The sequence below is a fragment of the Roseixanthobacter finlandensis genome (assembly GCF_043195105.2).
Classification (GTDB): domain Bacteria; phylum Pseudomonadota; class Alphaproteobacteria; order Rhizobiales; family Xanthobacteraceae; genus NCEH01.
In genome coordinates this window covers 3,751,129-3,771,494 of sequence record NZ_CM195536.1, presented here as the reverse complement: position 1 = coordinate 3,771,494, position 20,366 = coordinate 3,751,129, and the positions used below count along the sequence as shown (strand labels likewise).

Below are 20,366 nucleotides of genomic sequence, written 5' to 3'. Positions count from 1 at the left end.
CGCGCCTCACACCGAAAGGAATTTGGCGACCTTGGCCTCGTCGATGTCGGCCCGCAGGTCCTCGTGGACGATGGCGCCGTTCTCCAGCACCAGCACCCGGTCGGCGATGTCGAGGGCGAAGGAGAGCACCTGCTCGGACACCACGATGGAAAGGCCTTTCTCATCGCGGATGCGCTTCAGCGTGCGCGCCATCTCGCGGATGATGGAGGGCTGGATGCCCTCCGTCGGCTCGTCCAGCAGCAGCACTTTGGGCTTGGTGGCGAGCGCACGGGCGATGGCCAATTGCTGCTGTTGGCCGCCGGACAGATTGCCGCCGCGCCGGTGCTTCATGTCCAGAAGCACCGGAAACAATTCGTAGATATCGCCGGGCACCTTGCTGGCGCCGGAGCAAACGAGGCCGGTCTCGATATTCTCCTCCACCGTCATGGCGGAGAAGATCATGCGGCCCTGCGGCACATAGGCGACGCCTTTCGCCACCCGCTCATAGCTTTTGAGTGCGGTGATCTCGCTTTGGCCGATGGAAACCTTCCCGGACCGGGTCGGCACCACGCCCATGAGCGATTTCATCAGCGTGGTCTTGCCCATGCCGTTGCGGCCCATGATGGCCACGATCTCATTGGGCGCGACGGTGAAATTCAGGCCGTGCAGGACCTCGCTCTGCCCGTAGGAGACGACGAGATTGGAAACGTCGAGCATTTTTCGCCCTCTCAATGGCCGAGATAGACTTCGATCACCTTCGGATCGGCCTTCACCTTGGCCATGGATCCTTCGGAGAGGATCTTTCCCTGGTGCAGGACTGTGACCTTGTGAGCGATGTCCTCGACGAACTTCATGTCGTGCTCGATCACGATCACCGAGCGGTCCTTGATGATGGTGTTGAGCAGTTCGGCGGTCTTCTTGCGCTCGGCGACGCTCATGCCCGCCACCGGCTCGTCGAGCATCAGCAGTTCCGGGTCCTGGATCAGCAGCATGCCGATCTCCAGCCATTGCTTCTGCCCATGGCTGAGGAACTCGGCCTTGCGGTGAAGCTGATCGGCGAGAAAGATGGTCTCCGCCACGTGCTGCACCCGCTCGCGCACCTCGGCGTCGCGTTTGAAAGCGAGCGCGCCCAGCACGCCGCGTCCGCGCGGGAAGGAGATTTCCAGGTTCTCGAATACGGTCAGGTCATCATAGATCGAAGGGTTCTGGAACTTGCGCCCCACCCCTTTGCGGACGATCTCATATTCCTTCAGCTTGGTGAGCTCCGTGCTCTTGAACTTTACCGAGCCCGAGGTCGCCTTGGTGCGCCCGCAGATCAGATCCAGCACCGTGGTCTTGCCGGCGCCGTTGGGGCCGATGATGACGCGGATCTCGTTTTCATCGACATAGAAAGAGAGGTCGTCCACCGCCTTGAAGCCGTCGAAGGAGACGGTGAGCCCTTCCACGGCGAGGAGGAAGTCGGGGGCCATCTGGTCGGTGATGGGCGTGGCGTTCATGGGTCTTGCTCCTCACTCGGCCAGGGTCGGGGCGGTGCCGGGCGCGGCATCGGCACCCGGGCTGCGCTTGCGGGCGAATAGGGCGTCGATGTGCGGCTCCACATAGGTGCGATAGAGGCCGGCGAGGCCGTTCGGGAACAGCAGCACCACGGCGATGAACAGGCCGCCGAGGCCGAACAGCCAGAGTTCGGGAAAGCTTTCGGAGAACGAGGTCTTGGCCCAGTTTACGAGCAGCGTGCCATAGACCGCGCCGAGCAGGGAAAGCCGCCCGCCCACCGCCGCATAGATGACCATCTCGATGGAGGGCACGATGCCCACGAAGGAGGGCGACATGAAGCCCACCTGCAAGGTAAACATGGCCCCGCCGACCCCCGCGAGCGCGGCCGCGAAGCAGAACACGAAGATCTTGTAGCTGGCCACATCGTAACCGGAGAAGCGGACCCGGTCCTCCTTGTCCCGCATGGCGACGAGGATGCGGCCGAGCTTCGAGCGGCGGATGAACTGGCACAGCAGGATGCAGCCGATCAGCAGCCCGCCGTTGACGAAGTAGAGGATGGTCTTCGCGCCGTCTGTGCGGATGTCCCAGCCGTGCAGGGTGCGCAGATCGGTGATGCCGTTGATGCCGCCGGTATAGCCCTGCTGGCCGACGATGAGGATCGTCACGATCGCCGCCATGGCCTGGGTGATGATGGCGAAATACACGCCGCCCACGCGCCGTTTGAACAGGGCGAAGGCGATGATCAGCGCCAGGATCGCCGGCACCAGCACCACCGCCGCGAGCGAAAAGCCGAGCGACTTGAACGGCACCCAGAAGAAGGGCAGCTCGGTGATCTGGTTCCAGTCCATGAAGTCCGGAATGCCAGGCGTGGACTGGATCTTGGTTGCTTCGATGCTGGAGGATTCCAGCTTCAGATACATGGCCATGCAATAGCCGCCGAGGCCGAAGAACACGCCCTGGCCCAGCGAGAGAATGCCGGCATTGCCCCAGCACAGCACCAGGCCCACGGCGACGAAGGCATAGGTGAGATATTTGCCCACCATGTTGAGGCGGAAGGGGTCGAGGATCGCCGGCAGGATCACGAACAGCAGGGCGGCCAGAATCAGAACGCCGACGAGGTCCTTGGAGCGCAGGGTGAAAGATTCGCTTTGCATGTGTGCGCTCCTCAGCGGCGGACTTTGAGGACGAAGAGGCCTTCGGGGCGCACCATCAGGATTCCGACGACCACCATCAGCGTCAGCACTTTGGCCATGGAGCCGGACATGAAGAATTCCATGGTCGACTGGGCCTGGGAGATGGTGAAGGCCGAAGCGATGGTGCCGAGCAGGCTCGCGGCGCCGCCGAACACCACCACCAGGAAGGTGTCGACAATATAGAGCTGGCCCGCCGTGGGCCCGGTCGAGCCGATCATGGTGAAGGCGCTCCCCGCGATGCCGGCGATGCCGCAGCCGAGCCCGAAGGTGGTGCGGTCCACCCGCTCGGTATTGATGCCCACCGCCCCCGCCATGGTGCGGTTCTGCATCACCGAGCGCACCTGCAACCCCCAGCGCGAGCGATACATCAGCAGATAGACCGCGCCGGCGATCAGCGTGGTGAGGCCCATGACGAACAGGCCGTTGATCTGCACGTCGATGGTGTCGGTGACGGGGAGCGAGCCCATCATCCAATCGGGCAGTTCGACACCCACTTCGCGCGCGCCGAAGATGGAGCGGAAGGCCTGCTGCATGATGAGCGACAGCCCCCAGGTGGCGAGCAGCGTGTCGAGCGGGCGCTTGTAGAGAAAGCGGATCATGCTCCACTCCACCAGCATGCCGAGCGCTCCGGAAGCCAGGAAGGCAATCACCATGGCAACGAAGAAGTAGATGGGATAAAGGCCAGGCAGATAGGTCTGAAATATCTGAGACGTCAGATAGGTCATATAGGCGCCGAGGATCATGAATTCGCCGTGCGCCATGTTGATGACGCCCATCTGGCCGAAGATGATGGCCAGCCCCAGCGACATCAGCACGAAGACCGAAAACAGGATCAGGCCCGCAAATGCCTGCATGGCGAAGATGGAGCCAAGCTCTCCGAGCGAATATCCCAGCATCAAAACACCCCCGTGGTGATTTCCTGCCCCTCTCCCCGAGGGGAAAGGGGTGGGTGAGGGGCTGCGACCTCACCGGAGAGTCGCGAGCCCCTCACCCGCCGCCTGCGGCGTCGACCTCTCCCCCTCGGGGAGAGGTTAAAGCCTCAACTCATTGGTATCCCTTGGGGAAGGGGTTCGGCTCGACCAGTTCGGCAGTTTCGAAGACGACATCGTACTGGCCGTCGGGGCGGGCCTTGCCGACGCGGGTCTTGCTCCACAGATGGTGATTTTCGTGGATGCGGACATAGCCTTCCGGCGCCTTGTCGAAGGCAACGCCCGGGGAAGCGGCGGCGATCTTGTCGATGTCGAACGAGCCCGCCTTCTCCGCCGTGAGTTTCCACAGCCAGGGGCCCAGATAAGCCGCCTGCGTCACGTCGCCGATGACGATCTTGTCGCCGTAGGTCTTCTTGAATGCCTCGACGAACGCCTTGTTGTTGGGATTGTCGAGCGATTGGAAGTATTTCATGCAGGCGAAGGCGCCCGCGATATTTTCACCGCCGATGCCCAGGATCTCGTCCTCGGTGACCGAAATGGTCAGCAGGGTCTGCTTGGAAAGGTCGATGCCCGCTGCCTTGAGCTGTTTGTAGAAGGCGACGTTGGAGCCGCCGACGATGATGGCATAGATCACGTCGGGCTTGGTGAGCTTGATCTTGTTGATGGCCGAATTAAATTGCGTATGCCCGAGCGGGAAATATTCCTCGCCCACCACCTTGAGCTTGAGGAAGTTCTCGATATGCTTGCGGGCGATCTTGTTGGAGGTGCGCGGCCAGATATAGTCGGAGCCGAGCAGATAGAAGGTCTGCGCGCCACGCTCCTTCACCACCCAATTGAGGCCGGCGATGATCTGCTGGGTCGCTTCCTGCCCGGTATAGATGACGTTCTTGGACTGCTCGAGTCCTTCATAGAAAGTCGGATAATAGAGCATGCCGTTATATTGCTCGAACACCGGCAGAACCGCTTTGCGGGAGGCGGAGGTCCAGCAGCCGAACACCGAGGCGCACTTGTCCTGCACCAGCAGCTTCTTGGCCTTCTCGGCGAAGGTCGGCCAGTCGCTCGCGCCATCCTCCTGGATATATTTGATCTTGCGGCCAAGAATGCCGCCGGCCGCGTTGATCTGGTCGATTGCGAGCTTTTCCGCCTGGACCGAGCCGGTCTCGGAAATAGCCATGGTGCCGGTGACGGAATGCAGGATGCCCACCGTGACTTCCGTATCGGTCACGGCGAGCCCGGTGGTATTCACCGCTGATGTCGCCGGCGCCTGGGCATAAGCGGCGCCGGAAAACAATGTCGTTGCAGGAATAAGGGAAGCAAGAGGCAGTGCCGCTGCGCCCTTCAAGACATCCCGGCGCGTTGTGCTCATCTTGCTATTGCGATCATCGCCACCCGACATAAAGGTCCCCTCCAGCGCAATACGAAGCGAAGACAGGGCCGAACAGGCTCCTGCTTGGGTTCCATGGTTTCGGGAATGATGCGGCGCAGCAATACGGTGATTGACGTATATGGTGCCGCGAGGAAACCCGTATCATCGGTTTTGTGGGGAGCTTTCCCGCATGCGTTTTAATTCGCGCGCGCGGGCGCGCGCCTATAGCGTGCAGGCGCTGCGGGCGTTTCCGCTTGAGTTCCGGGAATATTGAGCAGACCGACAGATGGGCGAGAATAATGCTTGGAGATTGGTCAGAGGGCCGGAAAAAGCGCGATAAATTCAGTCACCCATGGGAAAATAGGCTGTGACATAATGAATTATCTTGGGGATGCCGTTCCGCTTCGTCATGGCGGGCGCGCGTCCACCTCCTCCACGCGGCGTCTCCGGGGCGGTTACGCCGGGCGAGCCAGGCGGTGAGGCGTGGATGCCCGGCACGGGGGCCGGGCATGACGGCAGGGGATTGAAAAGGGCCGGGGAACATATGGCCGGGGAACAGCGGATCGTTCGGGTTCGACGCCAGTACAACAAATGGGTCGTCAACGAGACCCTGGAAGACTATGCCCTGCGCTTCACCGCCAAGAGCGCGCGGCGCTGGTCGTCGTTCCGCGTCGCCAATACCGCGCTCGGCGCCATCTCCTTCCTGGCGCTGGAGGCTATCGGCGGGGCGATCACGCTCTCGTTCGGCTTCACCAACGCGGTTGCCGCGATCCTGGTGGTGAGCGCGATCATCTTCGCCGCTGGCTTCCCGATCTGCTTCTATGCCGCGAAATTCGGCGTCGATATCGACCTGCTCACCCGCGGCGCCGGGTTCGGCTATATCGGATCCACCTTTACCTCGCTGATCTATGCTTCCTTCACCTTCCTGTTCTTCGCCATCGAGGCGGCGATCATGTCGCTGGCGCTGGAGATGTGCTTCGGCATCCCGCTGGCGCTCGGCTACATCATCAGCGCTTTGGTGGTGATACCCCTGGTCACGCACGGCATCACGCTCATCTCCCGATTCCAGATGTGGACCCAGCCGGTGTGGCTGGCGCTGCACATCATCCCGCTGGCTTATATCGCCTTCACCCACGACGAGGATCTTGCCGCCTGGACCGATTTCACCGGGCGGCTCGGCCCGGTGGATGGAAGCTTTTCATGGCTCGCGTTCGGCGGGGCATCCACGGTGGTGTTCGCTTTGGTGGCGCAGATCGGCGAACAGGTGGACTTCCTGCGCTTCCTGCCGCGCCGGGAGCCCGGTAATCGGTTCAATTGGTGGGCCAGCCTTCTGGCCGCTGGGCCGGGTTGGATCGTGCCCGGCGCGTTGAAGATGATGATCGGCTCGTTTCTCGCCTATCTGGCGCTTCAGCACGGCGTCAGCCCGGACCATGCCGCCGAGCCGACACAGATGTATCTCGTCGCCTTCGGCTCGATGCTGCCCTCGCAACAGGCGGCGCTCGCCTTCACGGGCGTTTTCGTCATCATCTCCCAGCTCAAGATCAATGTGACGAATGCCTATGCGGGCTCGATCGCCTGGTCGAACTTCTTCTCCCGCCTCACCCATTCCCATCCCGGCCGCGTGGTGTGGCTGGTATTCAACGTCGCCATCGCCCTGATGCTGATGGAACTTGGCATCTACAAGGCGCTGGACGAGATCCTCGGGCTTTATGCCATCGTCGCCATCGCCTGGGTGGCGGCGCTGGTGTCGGACCTCGTGGTGAACAAGCCGCTCGGCCTTTCCCCGCCGAACATCGAGTTCAAGCGCGCCCATCTCTATGACATCAACCCGGTGGGCGTCGGTTCGGTGGCGTTGGGCACGGCGGTGGCGGTGCTGGCCTATTCGGGGCAGTTCGGCCGCATGCTCCAGGCGTTCGCGCCGTTCGTGGCGCTCGCGGTCTCGTTCCTGGCCGCGCCCGCGATCGCGCTCGCCACCAAGGGGCGCTATTACATCGCCCGCCAGCCCAAGGTGCAATGGCGCGGCAAGGGCACGATCCGCTGCTGCGTGTGCGAGCACAAGTTCGAGCATGAGGACATGGCCCAGTGCCCGCTCTATGCCGGGCCCATCTGTTCGCTCTGCTGTTCGCTCGATGCCCGCTGCCGCGACCGCTGCAAGGAGGATGCGCGCGCCGCCGACCAGATTCTCGCCTTCCTCGCCGCCACCTTGCCGCGCTGGGCGGTGAAGCGGCTGAATTCACGCGTCGGGCACTACATCGCGATCCTGGCGACGCTGGCGTCCCTCATCGCGGCGATCCTCGCCATCATCTATTTCCACGCCACATTTGAATCGCCCGCCTATGGGGAGGCGATCCGCACCACGCTGTGGACGGTCTATTTCGTCCTGATCATCGTCGTCGGGGTGGTGGCTTGGCTGTTCGTGCTGGCCCAGGAAAGCCGCAACGTGGCGCAGGAGGAGAGCCAGCGCCAGACGACCCTGCTCATGCGCGAGATCGAGGCCCACAAGCGTACCGATGCCAAGCTTCAGCGCGCCAAAGAGGTGGCGGAGGCCGCCAATCTCGCGAAAAGCCGCTATGTGGTGGGCATCAGCCACGAATTGCGCACGCCGCTGAACGCCATCCTCGGCTATGCCCAGCTGCTGGAGCGCGACACCACCATTCCCGCCGGCCGGCGCGATGCGATCCGCGTGGTCCGCCGTAGCGCCGAGCACCTGTCCGGCCTGATCGACGGGCTGCTGGATATTTCCAAGATCGAGGCCGGCCGCCTGCATCTCAACCGGGACAAGGTCCGCATCCACGAATTGCTGGATCAGATCGTGGACATGTTCCGCTTGCAGGCGCAGGCGAAGGATATCGATTTTCGCCACACCCGCTCGGAGCGGCTTCCGCCTTTGGTGTTCACGGACGAAAAGCGGCTGCGGCAGATCCTCATCAACCTGCTCTCCAACGCCATCAAATTCACCGTCGCCGGCCATGTCGCGCTGCGGGTCTCGTTCCGCAATCAGGTGGCCGAATTCGAGGTAGAGGACACCGGGCTCGGGGTGGCGGAGGAGGACCGCGCGCGCATCTTCGAGCCGTTCGAGCGGGGCGGGCGCGCCGGCACCTACAATACCGCGGGCATCGGCCTCGGGCTCACCATCACCAAGCTTCTCACGGAAATTATGGGCGGCGAGATCGTGCTGAAGAACGGGCCGCAGGGCGGCTCGATCTTTGCCGTGCGCCTGCTGCTGTCGGAGGTCTCGACCCCGGACGACGCCGCCCCGGCCGAACGCCGCATCACCGGCTATCGCGGCGAACCGCGCACGGTGCTGGTGGCGGACGATGATGCCGCCCACCGCGAGCTGATGTGCGAATTGCTGCGGCCGCTCGGCTTCGTCGTCTTCACCGCGCCGGACGGCGCCGCGTGCCTGGAACTGGCCGCGCAGATCCAGCCGGATCTGGTCCTGCTGGATATCGCCATGCCGGGCCTGAACGGATGGCAGGCCGCCCGCCGCCTGCGCGCCAAGGTGGCGCCGGGCGCGCGCATCATCATGATTTCCGCCAATGCCGGCGACACCGGCCGGCCCGAGGTGGAAGGGCGCCATCATGATCAGCAGATCGCCAAGCCGGTGGACCTGCGTCATCTCCTGGAACATTTGCGCGGCCTGCTGACCCTCGACTGGATCTATGACGGCGATCCGCCCGCCGCGCCCGCACCGCCGCCGGGTGAGATCATCGCGCCCGCCAATCGCCATATCGACGAATTGCTGAAGCTCGGCCGCATCGGCTATGTGCGCGGCATCCAGGCCAAGCTCCAGGCGCTTAACGAAGAATCCCCCGATCACGCGGAATTTGTCGCGCAGATGAGCGACATCGTCCGCAGCTTCGATCTCAACCGTTACATGACCGTTCTGGAGGGTCTGCGCAGCGATGATGCATAGCGCCAAGCGTCGCGACATCGTCCTGGTGGTGGACGATAGCCCGGAAACCCTGAGCCTGCTCACCGATGCGCTGGAGGAGGCGGGCATCACCGTGCTGGTGGCGGTGGAGGGCGCCAATGCCCTCGCCCTGGTGGAGCAGATCACCCCCGACATCATCCTCATGGATGCCATCATGCCCGGCATGACCGGCTTTGAGACCTGCCGGGCGCTGAAGACCAACAAGGCCCTCGCCCATGTGCCGGTGATCTTCATGACCGGCCTGTCGGAGACCGAGCATATCGTCCAGGGGCTGGAGGCGGGCGGGGTGGATTATGTCACCAAGCCCATCGTGCCGAGCGAGATCATCGCCCGCATGAAGGTGCATCTGGCCAATGCGCGCCAGACCCAGGGCGCCCAGGTGGCGCTTGATGCCGCCGGCCGCTTCCTGCTGGCCGCCAATCTCGACGGGCGCGTGCTCTGGAGCACCCCGCAGGCGACCCGCCTGATGGCGCAGATCGCCCCCGCCCAGCCCGGCGAAGGCTTCGTGCTGCCCGATGCGGTGCGCCAATGGCTTGAGGCCTGCCAGACCTCGGATGTAGCGCAGCGCGACGGCATCGACCTGTCGCGCCTCGCGGATGCGCCGCGCACGCTCAAGCTCGCCTATGTGGGCCAGATCGGCGGGCGCGAATTCCTCCTGCGGGTGATCGAGGAGGCGCCGGCCAGGGACGAGGAAATCTTGCGGCGGGCGCTCTCCATCACCCAGCGCGAGGCGCAGGTTCTAGTGTGGATCGCGCGCGGCAAGGCCAATCGCGACATCGCCCAGATCCTCGGCCTCAGCCCGCGCACGGTGAACAAGCATCTGGAGCAGATTTACGCCAAGATCGGCGTGGAAAACCGCGCCTCCGCTACTGCACTGGCGGTTCGAGCCCTCTCCGGCCAGTGAAAAGGCGCCCGAAGAGGCGCCTTTTCGAGTGTTTGAGCGCGTGCGGCGATCAGCGGCCCCAGCCCGGTGGAACGCCATGGCGCGAGATCGCATCGACGATTTCCCGCTGGCGCCGGTCGGACCGCTTCATGTGCACGGCGATCACCGCATGGGCGGAAGGAATCGCAAAGAACAAAGGAAAGATCAGGCCGAGCAGCACGCACGGCACGATCAACACCAGATTGACGATCGCCGACACGGGCTGCGCATTCAGCAGCAGGCCGAGCGGCGGAAGCAGGGCGGCGACAATATAGATCATGGGCGTTGACCGGCGCTCCGAGGAACCATGCCTCCATATGGGGGAGATCCTGCGCGCTTCAAGATTGCGGGCCCATGTCGCTGCGGAAAGGCGGCGGTTTCGTCCGGGTTCTAGTTACGAGGCGAGCTGCGGCGCCTCATCCTCGCGCCGGGCGGCGATCCACACGCCGGCACTGTCCACGATCCCGGGTCCGGCGGAAAAGCCGGCCGTGGCGAGCAGGCCCCGCAACGCCGGCAGCGCGCCGCGCCCGGCCGCGCGCGCCACATGCACCAGCATCCACCCGCCGCGCCGCACGAAGCTGCGGTTGCGCGCGATCGCGGCGGCGAAATCCTCGCCCGAGGCAAGGTGGTCGATGATCAGCGCGTCCGCGCCGCCGTGGGCGACCTTGTCGAGATTGCGCGGTGCACAGCCGACGTTCGTGAAGCCGGACCGCCACAGACGGAGGGCAAGGTCGAGGCTCTCCTTGCCGAGCACGACAACGTGATCGCAGGGACGAAGATGGGCGAAGGCGGCAATTTCCTCGATCGCCAAATTCTGCTTCGGCGCGTCCACAGCCTTGAGGCCGGCGCGCGGGTGCCGTTTCGGACTGAACGGCTCCGGTTCGATTTCGGGATCGGCTTGGCGGTGCCGCACGGCGGCGGTGTTGGTCCGGGGCATTGCGCCCTCCTTCAATGACACTAGCGCGGGGCGAACCCGACGCTGCGGCAATGAAGATGCAGCAGCCCCCATAAGCGCTCCATCCGGAAGATCGGGCCAGTGCATAAATGCCCCGTAAACAGGCGGAAGTCTTGCCATATGCCGTACCTGAGGAGGGCAGGCAGGTTCGAAAACCGGCCGTGGCGGGATCGAAAAAGATGGTCTAAGAGGGTGCTCCAAGCGGAGCAAGATTGCCTGCGCCCATGCTTTCCCGCCAGATTCCCCGCGAAATCCTCATCCCCCTGATCGTCGCCTGCGCGCTGTTCATGGAACAGGTGGATTCGACCGTCATCTCCACCTCGCTGCCGGCCATCGCCAAGTCGCTGGGCGAGGACCCTGTTGCTCTGAAACTGGCGCTGACTTCCTACCTGCTCAGCCTTGCGGTCTTCATTCCCGCCAGCGGATGGGCGGCCGATCGTTATGGCGCGCGCACAGTGTTCCGCGCCGCCATCGTGATCTTCACCATCGGCTCGATCCTGTGCGGCATGTCCACCAGCCTGTCGGATTTCGTACTGTACCGCATCATCCAGGGCATGGGCGGGGCGATGATGGTGCCAGTGGGGCGGCTCGTGATTCTGCGCTCCATTCCCAAGGCGCAGCTGGTGTCCGCGCTGGCGTGGCTCACCGTGCCTGCGCTGCTGGGGCCGGTGCTCGGGCCGCCGCTGGGCGGCTTCATCACCACTTATTTCGATTGGCGCCTGATCTTCTACATCAATGTTCCCATTGGGATATTGGGCATCGTCCTGGCGACCCGTTTCATTGAGAACGTGCGCGAGCAGGATGTGCCGCCACTCGATCTGCGGGGGCTCGTGCTCTCGGGCATCGGACTTTCCGGCCTGGTGTTCGGCTTCGCGGTCTTCGGGCAGGAGCTGGTGCCGCTCTGGGTAGCCGGGGGCGTAACGGCCATCGGCTTGATCGCGTTGATATTTTACGTGCGCCATGCGCGGGTGACACCGCATGCGGTGCTCGATCTCAATCTGCTGCGCCTGCCCACGTTCCGCGCCGGGGTGATCGGTGCATCGCTGTTCCGCATCGGCATCGGCGCCTTGCCGTTCCTGCTGCCGCTGATGCTTCAGCTCACATTCGGCCTCTCGCCGTTCGCCTCCGGCCTCATGACCTTTGCCGCCTCGGCGGGGGCGCTGATCATGAAGACCACCGCCGCGCCGATCATCCGCCGCTTCGGATTTCGCCGGGTTCTTGTGGTGAACAGCCTGATTTCCGCGGCTTTCATCGCCTCTAACGCGCTATTCACGCCAGATACGCCGACATTGGTCATCATGGCGGTTCTGCTCGTCGGCGGCTTTTTCCGCTCGCTGGAATTCACCGCCCTGAACGCGATCGCCTATGCAGATGTCGAGCCGGCGGCCATGAGCCGGGCGACCTCGTTTGCCAGCGTCGGACAGCAGGTGTCGATTTCGCTCGGCGTCGCGACCGCCGGCATCATCCTTGAAGTGATGCGCGACCTGCGGGGGGAGACCGATCTGGTGCTGGCGGATTTCACGCCCGCCTTCCTCATTGTCGCGCTGATCAGCGCCTCATCGGTCATCAGCTTCCTGCGCCTGCCCAAGGATGCGGGGGCGGAAATGGCGGGACGCAAGGTCTCGCCCGCCGAAAAGGACAGCCTGCCGGACCCGCGCGGCGAGGTGCAGCCGAATCCGTGACCGCGGCGGCTGCCGCTGCGGTTGATCATGGACATGATGAATGTCCGCGTCGGCACCGTGCCCATTGCGCGGGGGGCCGTCCCGGGTTTAGGCCGGAGCCAGATCGGCGGTCCGCCCGCCCTCTGACCAATTGCGTTGTTGCATTTTCTTCACGCGAACCGGTGTCCACTTCGCTCGAAAATGCTCTGGGAGGCTTAAGAACAACATGTCTCAATCCGTCATGATCATGTCCGGCGTGCGCACCGCCATTGGCACCTTCGGCGGCGCGCTCGCCTCGGTTCCGCCGACAAGGCTCGGCAGCTTGGTGGTGGCCGAGGCGCTGAAGCGCGCCCAGGTGGACGGCGCGGAGGTGGGCACCGTGGTGTTCGGCCATGTGATCGTCACCGAACCGCGCGATGCCTATCTCAGCCGGGTCGCGGCGATGGAAGGCGGCATCCCCAAGGAAGTGCCGGCCATGAACGTGAACCGCCTCTGCGGCAGCGGCGCCCAGGCGGTGGTCTCGGCGGCGCAGGCGATTCTTCTGGGCGATTGCGATGTGGCGGTGGCCGGCGGCGCGGAATGCATGAGCCGCTCGCCCCATCTTCTGTCCACCTCGCGCTTCGGCCAGCGCATGGGCGACATGGCGGCGTCCGATCTGATGGTCGGCGTGCTCACCGACCCGTTCGGCCATGGCGGCATGGGCATCACGGGCGAGAATGTCGCCGAGAAATGGAACATCACCCGCGCGGCACAGGATGAACTCGCCCTCACCAGCCAGCAGCGCGCCCGCGCGGCCATCGACGAAGGCCGCTTCCGCGATCAGATCCTGCCGGTGACGGTTACGGTCGGGCGTAAGGAAGCGGTGTTCGACACCGACGAGCATCCCAAGGCGACCACGGCCGAGATCCTCGCCGGCCTGCGCGCCGCCTTCAAGAAGGGCGGCTCGGTCACCGCCGGCAATTCGTCCGGCATCAATGACGGCGCGGCGAGCCTGGTGCTGATGGCGGAGGACCGGGCCGCGCGCTCCGGCAAGACGCCGCTCGCGCGCATCGTCGGCTATGCCCATGCGGGGGTGGAGCCGGGCGAGATGGGCATCGGCCCGGTGCCGGCGGTGCGCAAATTGTGCGAACGCACCGGCCTCAAGGTGGCCGATTTCGACGTGATCGAATCCAACGAGGCGTTCGCCGCCCAGGCCTGTGCGGTGGCGCGGGAGCTGGATTTCGACCCCGCCAAGCTCAATCCCAACGGTGGGGCCATCGCGCTCGGCCATCCGGTGGGCGCCTCCGGCGCGATCCTGGTGGTGAAGGCGCTGAACGAGCTGCAGCGCATCGGCGGGCGCTACGGCCTCATCACCATGTGCATCGGCGGCGGGCAGGGCATCGCCTTGGCCATCGAGCGGGTGTGAGGATTTAACCCCCCGGATCCCGGCCCAGCGACGGCTTTGCCGGAGCGCCGAGCCGGGACCCAGGGGAGAAGACGGCGCAGCCGGCACCCGCGCCGCGCGCTTGCGATGAAAGCGCCTGCGGCGGATTTTTGCGCTGGGTCCCGGCTCTGCGTTCCGCGCCCGTGGCGGGAACGCGCGGCTCCCCGCCGGGAAAGGGACTCAGGAGGCGCGGCCGGCGCGGCTCGGCTGAAGGTCGAACAGCGCCGGCTTGGAATGCCCGTCGCGGGCGCAGAGGCGGATTATCGTCGCTTCCACGGCGGCGGGATCCGCGCGCTCCATGAGGGCGCAGGGGCCGAGCGTGAAGCGCAGGGCGAGCTGCGCGCCCTTGTCCATGTCGGCCGGTATGGCGCCGCCGGCATTCAGCAGTTCCAGCGCCGGCACGAACAGCGCGCCAAGCAGGCGCTGTTCGATCTCGTCCGCGACCTCGGGGGACGGCGCGGCATCCTCGGAAACCTCCCAGGCCACGCCGCTTTCGCCCTGCCGCACCAAGGCGGCGCAGGCGCCATAGAACGGGCCGAGGGGGAAAAGATTTTCCATCGCATGGGCGGCCACGGCCGGGCCGATGAGGTTCATCACCTTGAACGGTCCGGCGGCGACGCCGAGCCGCGCGCGGGCCACGGCATCCACCTCGGAAGGGGTCGCCCGCAGGTCCTGAACGATGTGGGCCGCCTCATTGTAATAGGGGCAGAAGAAGCGGTTCACCACGAAGCCCGGCGTATCCGCGCAGCGCAGCGGCACGCGGCGCGTCTGCTCCAGGAAGGCGAGGGCGCGCGCCACCGTTTCAGCGGAGGTCTTCGCCGCCCGCACCACCTCCACCAGCGGGCTCACCTCGGCCGGGCTGAAATAATGCAGGCCGAGGAAGCGCGCCGGATCGGGCAGCACGTCGGCGATGTCGCCCACCTTCAGCGCGCTGGTATTGGTGGCGATAATGCCGCTGGGCGCGAGATGCGGGGCGAGCTGCGCGAACAAGGCGCGCTTCACCGCCAGATCCTCGAACACCGCTTCGATGATGAGGTCGCGCGCGCCGAGTGCGGCGAGATCGCGCGCGCCATGGATGCGGGCGAGCGCCGCTTGCGCATCGTCCGCGCTCATGCGGTTGGCGGAAACCCAGCGCTCATAGGTCTTCGCGGCACGGGCCTTGAGCCTTTCCACCGCGTCCGGGCGCGCGTCATACAGGAGCACGTCGATGCCGTGGCGGGCCGCGTCGAGGGCGATGCCGCCGCCCATCAGGCCGGCGCCGAGCACGCCGAGATTTGGCTTGGTCATTTCGTCTGGTCCTTGATGAGGGCATCGACCTCTTGCCGCTCGGCGGGCCGCAGGGCGCCGGGACGGGTGCGATAGGTCGCGATCAGGCTGAGCCGCAGCAGAGCCGCATGAAGACGGGGATCGGCATCGTGCGCGCCGGCGCGGATTGCAGCGCACAGCGCGGCCGGGGAGGGCGCCTGCGCGGCTTCAAGACAGGCCGCTTCCGCCAGACGCGCGGCCGGCGTGGTTTCCATCTCGCGGGCTGCGATGGCGCAGGCATTGGCCACCATGGCCGCCTGATAGCGGTGGTCGCCGGAGAGATGGGGCGCAATCTCCCCCTGCAAGGTCTGGCGCGCGATGGCGAGCAGGTCCGCACCGAAGGTCTGCGTGCGTGGGGTCTGCGTGCGCGGGGGCTGGGTACGTGAGGTCTCGCCGGTCATGGGCGAAGCTCCCAAGTGGCCGGCGCGGTGGCGCGCAGGATGGCGAGTTCCAATTCGTCGGCGATGCGACCGGTGAGCGCGAGTTCCAGCGAGCTTTCCTGCCCGCTCGCATGCCGCGCGCCCTGCTGAAGCGCGATGATGGCCCAGCGGATATGGGCCATCACCTCGAAATAGCGCACGCGGGCATCGTCCACCGGTTGGCCGCTTTCGGCCGCGTAGCCGGCATAGAGATCGGCACGCGCGCCCATGCCGCCGGCTTCGAGATCCGGCCGGCCGAAGCGCCAGCATTCGGCGCAGAACCAGCCGAGGTCGGACATGGGATCGCCCCAGCCGGCGAATTCCCAATCCAGCACCGCCGTCACGCCCGTCGCGTCCAGCATGTAATTTCCGGTGCGAAAATCGCGATGGATGAGGCAGATGTCTCCCGGCGGTGGGGCGGCAACCTCGCCCCAGCGCAGACCCCAGTCCAACGCCGGGCGTGGCTCGCCCAGCGCGTCGAGCGCGGCGCGCAAATCGGCGATGTCGGTGCGGGCGAAATCGTCTGGCGGGGCAGGCAGGAAGGCGAGGGCGGGGTGGGGCGGGCGCACGCGGTGCAGCTTCGCCATCTCCGCCCCGAGCCGGCGCAGCAGCGCCGCCCGATCGCCGCCGAGCGCGGTGTCCTTCACCACGCGCGGGCCGAGCGCGACGCCTTCTACACGCTCCATCAGGGCGAAGGGCGTGCCCAGCAAGGTCGTGTCGGCGCAAGAGAGGATGGGGCGGGGCACGGTCACGCCCGTCGCATGGGCGACCTTGATGATCTCGAATTCCGCCACCCGGCCGTGGCTGGAGCCCACCACGCTGGGTGCATCCTTGCGCAGCACATAGGAGCGCTCGCCCGCTTCCGCGCCGCCCTCGATGGTGAGGTCGAGCCGCCAGTTCTGCTGGATCGCGCCGCCCTTCAGCAGGCGCGCGGCGCGCGGCACCACGGCGCGGGCACCGAGTTCGCGCGCGAGAAAAGCGGCGAGGGCGTCGAGGGGGAGGCCTTCATCGGGCGGCCCTTCATTTGCCATCGGGCACGCCCCAGCGCCAGAAATCCTGGCCTTCCCGCGCATAATTGCCGGCCAGCACCATGTCGTGCACCTCGCTCGCTCCATCCACCAGCTTGGCCTGGCGGGCATAGCGATAGATCCATTCCAGCGGCGTGTCCTTGGAATAGCCCTTGGCGCCGCAGAGCTGGAGCGCCGTGTCGGCGCACAGGTGCAGGGTCTCTGCCACGTGGTTCTTGGCCATGGAGATTCCCTTGCGGGCCTTGTCCCCGGCATCGAGCAGCCAGGCCGCCTTCATCACCAGGAGGCGGCCCACCTCGATGGCCGAGGCGGCGCGGCCGAGCTTGATCTGCACGCTCTCGCGGTCGGCGAGGCGGATGCCGAAGCCGGTGCGCTCGCTGGCATAGGCATGGCCGATCTCCAGCGCGCGCTTGGACAGTCCGAGCCAGCGCATGCAATGGGTGAGACGCGCAGGTCCAAGGCGGATCTGGGTCACGCGCAGGCCGTCGCCTTCCTTCATCAAGACGTTCTCGACCGGGATCTCCAGGCCGTCGAAGATCAGCTCGCAATGGCCGCCATGCTCTTCCGGCCCCATGATCTCGATGCGCCGTTCGATGCGCCAGCCGGGTGCCTTGGCGTCGAACAGGAAGGCCGTGAGGCCATTGCGCGGATCATCCGAGGTGCGCGCCATGACGATGAAGCGGCCCGCCGCCTCGGCCCCGGTGATGAACCATTTGCGACCGGTGATCACATAGCGCTCGCCGCGCTTTTCCGCGCGCGTCAGCATCATGCCGGGGTCGGACCCGCCGCCGGGATGGGGCTCGGTCATGGCGAAGGCGGAGCGCATCTCGCCGGCGATCACGGGCTTCAGCCACCAGTCCTGCTGCGGGGGCGTCGCGACCTTGGACATGAGCATCATATTGCCGTCGTCGGGCGCGGCGGCGTTGAAGCAGGCGGGCCCGAAGATGGAGCGGTTCGCCTCCTCATACATGGCGGCCTGCCCCACCATGCCGATGCCCATGCCGCCCAGCGCCTGCGGCACCTGCGGCGCCCAGAGCCCCTCGGCGCGGGCCTTGGCGCGCACCCGTTCGAGCACCGGTTCGGCGATGTTGTCATGGGCGTCGTAATTCGCCCGGTCCGCCTCCAGGGGCAGGATGTGGTCGGCCACGAAGGCGCGCGTGCGGGCGCGGACGGCCTCGATATGCGGGGGGAGGGTGAAGTCCATCGGGCATCCGAAACAGATTAGAGGGAGGAAACGAGATGCCCGCCGTCCACCGGCAGGACCACGCCGGTCAGCGTCGGCGCGGCGTCGCCCGCGAGCAGCAGCAGCGGCGCGTCAAGGTCGGTGAGGCGAGAGAGCCGGCGCTGGGGGATGCGCTTGATCAGCGCCTGGCCGGCGGGGGAGGCGAAGAAATCCGCGTTCAGCTCGGTTTCCAGATAGCCGGGCGCGAGCGCGTTGACGCGGATGTTGTAGCGCGCCCATTCCAGCGCCAGGGCCTGCGTCATCTGCGCGAGGCCCGCCTTGGCGATGGTGTAGGGCGCGACGTTCCCCGCCACCCGCAGCGCCAGGATGGAGGCGATATTGACGATGCTGCCGCCGCCGCTCTCCTTCATGGCGCGGGCCGCGCCCTGGGCGACGAAAAAAGCGCCGCGCAGGTTCGTGTCCATCACGGTGTCGAAGGCGTCCGGCGTCAGGTCCAGCGCCGGGGTGGTGTCGGCGACGCCGGCATTGTTGATCAGCACGTCCAGCCGGCCGAGCGTCTCCCGCACCTGACCGAAGAACGGCGCGATGGCGTCATCGTCGGTCACGTCGAGGGCGAGCGGTGTGATGTGCCAGCCCTTGGCCTTGGCTTCCTCGGCGAGCGCCGCCAGCCGGTCGGTGCGCCGGGCGGCGGCGATGACGCGCGCCCCGGCCCCGGCCAGCAGCCGGGCGAAATGCGCGCCGAGGCCCGAGGAGGCGCCGGTAACGACGATGCCCTTGCCGGCGACGTGATGCGCCAGATCCATACTCTCAACTCCGCGTCGTTCGGCCAGACTCAGCGCTGCATGCCCCAGCGGCGCACAGTGTAGCGCTCGATGGTCTGGAAGATGACCCCCTCGATGAACAGGCCGACAATCATCACGGTCATCAAGCCCGCGAACACGCCGGGCGTCTCCAGCAAATTGCGGTTCTCGAAAATGAACCAGCCGAGCCCGCCCTGGCCGGCGGAAACGCCGAACACCAGTTCGGCTGCGATCAGGGTGCGCCAGGCGAACGCCCAGCCGATCTTCAGGCCCGAGAGGATCGAGGGGAAGGCGGCCGGGATCAGGATCTGCACCACGAAGCGCAGGCCGCGCAGGCCGAAGGTCTGCCCCGCCATGCGCTGGGTTTCAGACACCGCCAAGAACCCCGCATGGGCGTTCAGCGCCACCGCCCACAGCACCGAATGCACGATCACGAAAATCAGGCTCGGCACGCCGAGGCCGAACCACAGCAGCGCCAGCGGCAGCAGCGCGATGGCCGGCATGGGATTGAACATGGCGGTCAAGGTGGACAGCAGATCGGTGCCGATGCGGGTGGAGACCGCAAGCGTCGTGAAGATGGCGGCGAGCGCGATGCCCAGCGCATAGCCCATCACCAGGATGCGCATGCTCACCATGAGGCGGTCCGGGATGCGCCCGTTGATGACGTTGTCCCACAGGGCCTGCAAGGTTTCGGTGAAGCTCGGGAAGATCAGCGGATTGTCGAGCCAGCGGCCATAGATTTCCCACACGATGGCGAGCGCGACCAGGACCAGGGCGCGCCGCACGATGGCGTGGGTGAACATGCGCTGGAAGAATGGCAAGGGCGCTTCCACCGCGCCGGTCTTCACCGGCGGCAAGGTGTTGCGGACATATTCGGGCCGGATCACCGGCTCCAGCTTCATCGCGGTCTGCGACATGGGGTTCCTCCTCGGGGTGGGTTCGGCGATCGCGGGCTCAGTGGGCCGGCTGGGTCTCGTCGAACAGCATGGTGTGGATGCGCCCGCAGAGGGTCTGGAACTCGGCGCCGCCCTGGTGGCTGGCGTCGAAATGATGGGAGTTCAGCTCCGCCTTCACCTGTCCGGGATGGGGCGAGAGCACCAGGATGCGGTTGCCGATCAACACCGCCTCCTCGATGGAATGGGTGACGAACACCACGGTGAAGCGAATGTCGTCCCACAGATCCAGCAATTCCTGCTGCATCTTGCGGCGGGTCAGGGCGTCGAGCGCGGCATAGGGCTCGTCCATCAGCAGCATGTCGGGCCGCATGCCCATGGCGCGGGCGATGGCCACGCGCTGCTTCATGCCGCCCGAGAGCATGTGGGGATAGGCATCCACGAACTTGGTGAGATTTACCTTTTCCAGCACGTCCACGGCGCGGGCATCGGCCTCGCCCGCCGACATGCCGTTGGCGCGCAGCGGAAACGCCACGTTCTGCCGCACCGTCTTCCACGGCATGAGCTGGTCGAATTCCTGGAACACCATCATGCGGTCCGGGCCCGGGCGCGTGACCTCGTGGCCCTTCAGGAGGATCGCGCCCTGGGTGGGGCGGATGAAGCCGGCGATGGCCTTCAGCAAAGTGGATTTTCCGCAACCCGACGGCCCGAGCAGCACGAAACGGTCGCCTGGGAAGATCTCGAAGCTCACCTCGGACGTCGCCGTCACCAGATGGTCGCGGGTCTTGTATTGCAGCGTCACGCCATCCACTTCGAGCAGCGGCTTGACCTTGGCGTCGGGATATTGCGGCGTGGGCATGTGTTTCATCTGGCTCCCCTGAG

General features: G+C 65.8%; 18 protein-coding genes. 4 read left to right on the top strand and 14 right to left on the bottom strand.

Going from position 1 to position 20,366, the window contains the following annotated elements; all coding sequences use genetic code 11:
* Positions 1-6 precede the first annotated feature (6 nt).
* From urtE to urtA, 5 genes are all read right to left on the bottom strand, one after another.
* Positions 7-696: an urea ABC transporter ATP-binding subunit UrtE gene (urtE, locus tag V5G24_RS17870; protein ID WP_394080536.1), complete on the bottom strand. Its 690-nt coding sequence runs from the start codon at positions 694-696 to the stop codon at positions 7-9.
* A gap of 11 nt (positions 697-707) precedes the next feature.
* The gene (urtD, locus tag V5G24_RS17865; RefSeq protein WP_394080538.1) at positions 708-1,475 is read right to left on the bottom strand and encodes an urea ABC transporter ATP-binding protein UrtD; all 768 of its coding nucleotides are present in this window, start codon (positions 1,473-1,475) and stop codon (positions 708-710) included.
* Between the two features lie 12 nt (positions 1,476-1,487).
* Positions 1,488-2,627, bottom strand: a complete 1,140-nt coding sequence (gene urtC / locus V5G24_RS17860) for an urea ABC transporter permease subunit UrtC (RefSeq protein ID WP_394080540.1) — start codon at positions 2,625-2,627, stop codon at positions 1,488-1,490.
* Positions 2,628-2,638: 11 nt separating this feature from the next.
* Positions 2,639-3,562 (bottom strand): urea ABC transporter permease subunit UrtB, encoded by a 924-nt coding sequence (gene urtB / locus V5G24_RS17855; protein WP_394080542.1) that lies wholly within the window; start codon positions 3,560-3,562, stop codon positions 2,639-2,641.
* Between the two features lie 148 nt (positions 3,563-3,710).
* Positions 3,711-4,961, bottom strand: a complete 1,251-nt coding sequence (gene urtA / locus V5G24_RS17850; protein WP_394080544.1) for an urea ABC transporter substrate-binding protein — start codon at positions 4,959-4,961, stop codon at positions 3,711-3,713.
* A 544-nt stretch (positions 4,962-5,505) separates the two neighbouring features.
* Here urtA and V5G24_RS17845 point away from each other — a divergent pair.
* Entirely contained in the window at positions 5,506-8,877 is a 3,372-nt protein-coding gene (locus tag V5G24_RS17845; RefSeq protein WP_394080546.1) for a hybrid sensor histidine kinase/response regulator, read from the top strand.
* A complete protein-coding gene (locus V5G24_RS17840; protein WP_394080548.1) occupies positions 8,867-9,799 on the top strand; it encodes a response regulator in 933 nt (310 codons plus the stop codon). Before V5G24_RS17845 ends, V5G24_RS17840 begins: the two co-directional genes overlap by 11 nt.
* A 49-nt stretch (positions 9,800-9,848) precedes the next feature.
* On the opposite strand, the gene V5G24_RS17835 is transcribed toward V5G24_RS17840, so the two are convergent.
* Positions 9,849-10,097, bottom strand: coding sequence for a hypothetical protein (locus V5G24_RS17835; RefSeq protein ID WP_394041742.1), 249 nt, complete (start codon positions 10,095-10,097; stop codon positions 9,849-9,851).
* A gap of 114 nt (positions 10,098-10,211) precedes the next feature.
* The gene (locus tag V5G24_RS17830; protein WP_394080550.1) at positions 10,212-10,754 is read right to left on the bottom strand and encodes a hypothetical protein; all 543 of its coding nucleotides are present in this window, start codon (positions 10,752-10,754) and stop codon (positions 10,212-10,214) included.
* A 242-nt stretch (positions 10,755-10,996) separates the two neighbouring features.
* Between V5G24_RS17830 and V5G24_RS17825 the strand changes: the two genes are divergently transcribed.
* Together V5G24_RS17825 and bktB are read left to right on the top strand one after the other, a co-directional pair.
* Positions 10,997-12,454, top strand: a complete 1,458-nt coding sequence (locus V5G24_RS17825) for an MFS transporter (protein WP_394080552.1) — start codon at positions 10,997-10,999, stop codon at positions 12,452-12,454.
* Positions 12,455-12,659: 205 nt separating this feature from the next.
* Positions 12,660-13,838, top strand: coding sequence for a beta-ketothiolase BktB (gene bktB / locus V5G24_RS17820; protein ID WP_394080554.1), 1,179 nt, complete (start codon positions 12,660-12,662; stop codon positions 13,836-13,838).
* 198 nt (positions 13,839-14,036) lie between these two features.
* On the opposite strand, the gene V5G24_RS17815 is transcribed toward bktB, so the two are convergent.
* The 7 genes from V5G24_RS17815 to V5G24_RS17785 are packed head-to-tail and all read right to left on the bottom strand — an operon-like array spanning position 14,037 to position 20,352.
* Positions 14,037-15,143 (bottom strand): 3-hydroxyacyl-CoA dehydrogenase family protein, encoded by a 1,107-nt coding sequence (locus tag V5G24_RS17815; RefSeq protein ID WP_394080556.1) that lies wholly within the window; start codon positions 15,141-15,143, stop codon positions 14,037-14,039.
* Positions 15,140-15,562 carry a DUF6285 domain-containing protein gene (locus V5G24_RS17810; RefSeq protein ID WP_394080558.1) on the bottom strand — a complete coding sequence of 141 codons (423 nt, stop codon included), beginning with the start codon at positions 15,560-15,562 and terminating at the stop codon, positions 15,140-15,142. The genes V5G24_RS17815 and V5G24_RS17810 overlap by 4 nt, the downstream gene beginning before the upstream one ends.
* Positions 15,559-16,611, bottom strand: a complete 1,053-nt coding sequence (locus tag V5G24_RS17805) for a phosphotransferase family protein (protein ID WP_394080560.1) — start codon at positions 16,609-16,611, stop codon at positions 15,559-15,561. Before V5G24_RS17805 ends, V5G24_RS17810 begins: the two co-directional genes overlap by 4 nt.
* Positions 16,601-17,812, bottom strand: coding sequence for an acyl-CoA dehydrogenase family protein (locus V5G24_RS17800; RefSeq protein ID WP_394080562.1), 1,212 nt, complete (start codon positions 17,810-17,812; stop codon positions 16,601-16,603). The genes V5G24_RS17805 and V5G24_RS17800 overlap by 11 nt, the downstream gene beginning before the upstream one ends.
* A 17-nt stretch (positions 17,813-17,829) precedes the next feature.
* Positions 17,830-18,594 (bottom strand): SDR family NAD(P)-dependent oxidoreductase, encoded by a 765-nt coding sequence (locus V5G24_RS17795; protein WP_394080564.1) that lies wholly within the window; start codon positions 18,592-18,594, stop codon positions 17,830-17,832.
* A 29-nt stretch (positions 18,595-18,623) separates the two neighbouring features.
* Positions 18,624-19,508 carry an ABC transporter permease gene (locus V5G24_RS17790; protein ID WP_394080566.1) on the bottom strand — a complete coding sequence of 295 codons (885 nt, stop codon included), beginning with the start codon at positions 19,506-19,508 and terminating at the stop codon, positions 18,624-18,626.
* A 37-nt stretch (positions 19,509-19,545) separates the two neighbouring features.
* Complete coding sequence (locus V5G24_RS17785) at positions 19,546-20,352, bottom strand: ABC transporter ATP-binding protein (RefSeq protein ID WP_394080568.1); 807 nt, start codon at positions 20,350-20,352, stop codon at positions 19,546-19,548.
* Between the last annotated feature and the right edge of the window lie 14 nt (positions 20,353-20,366).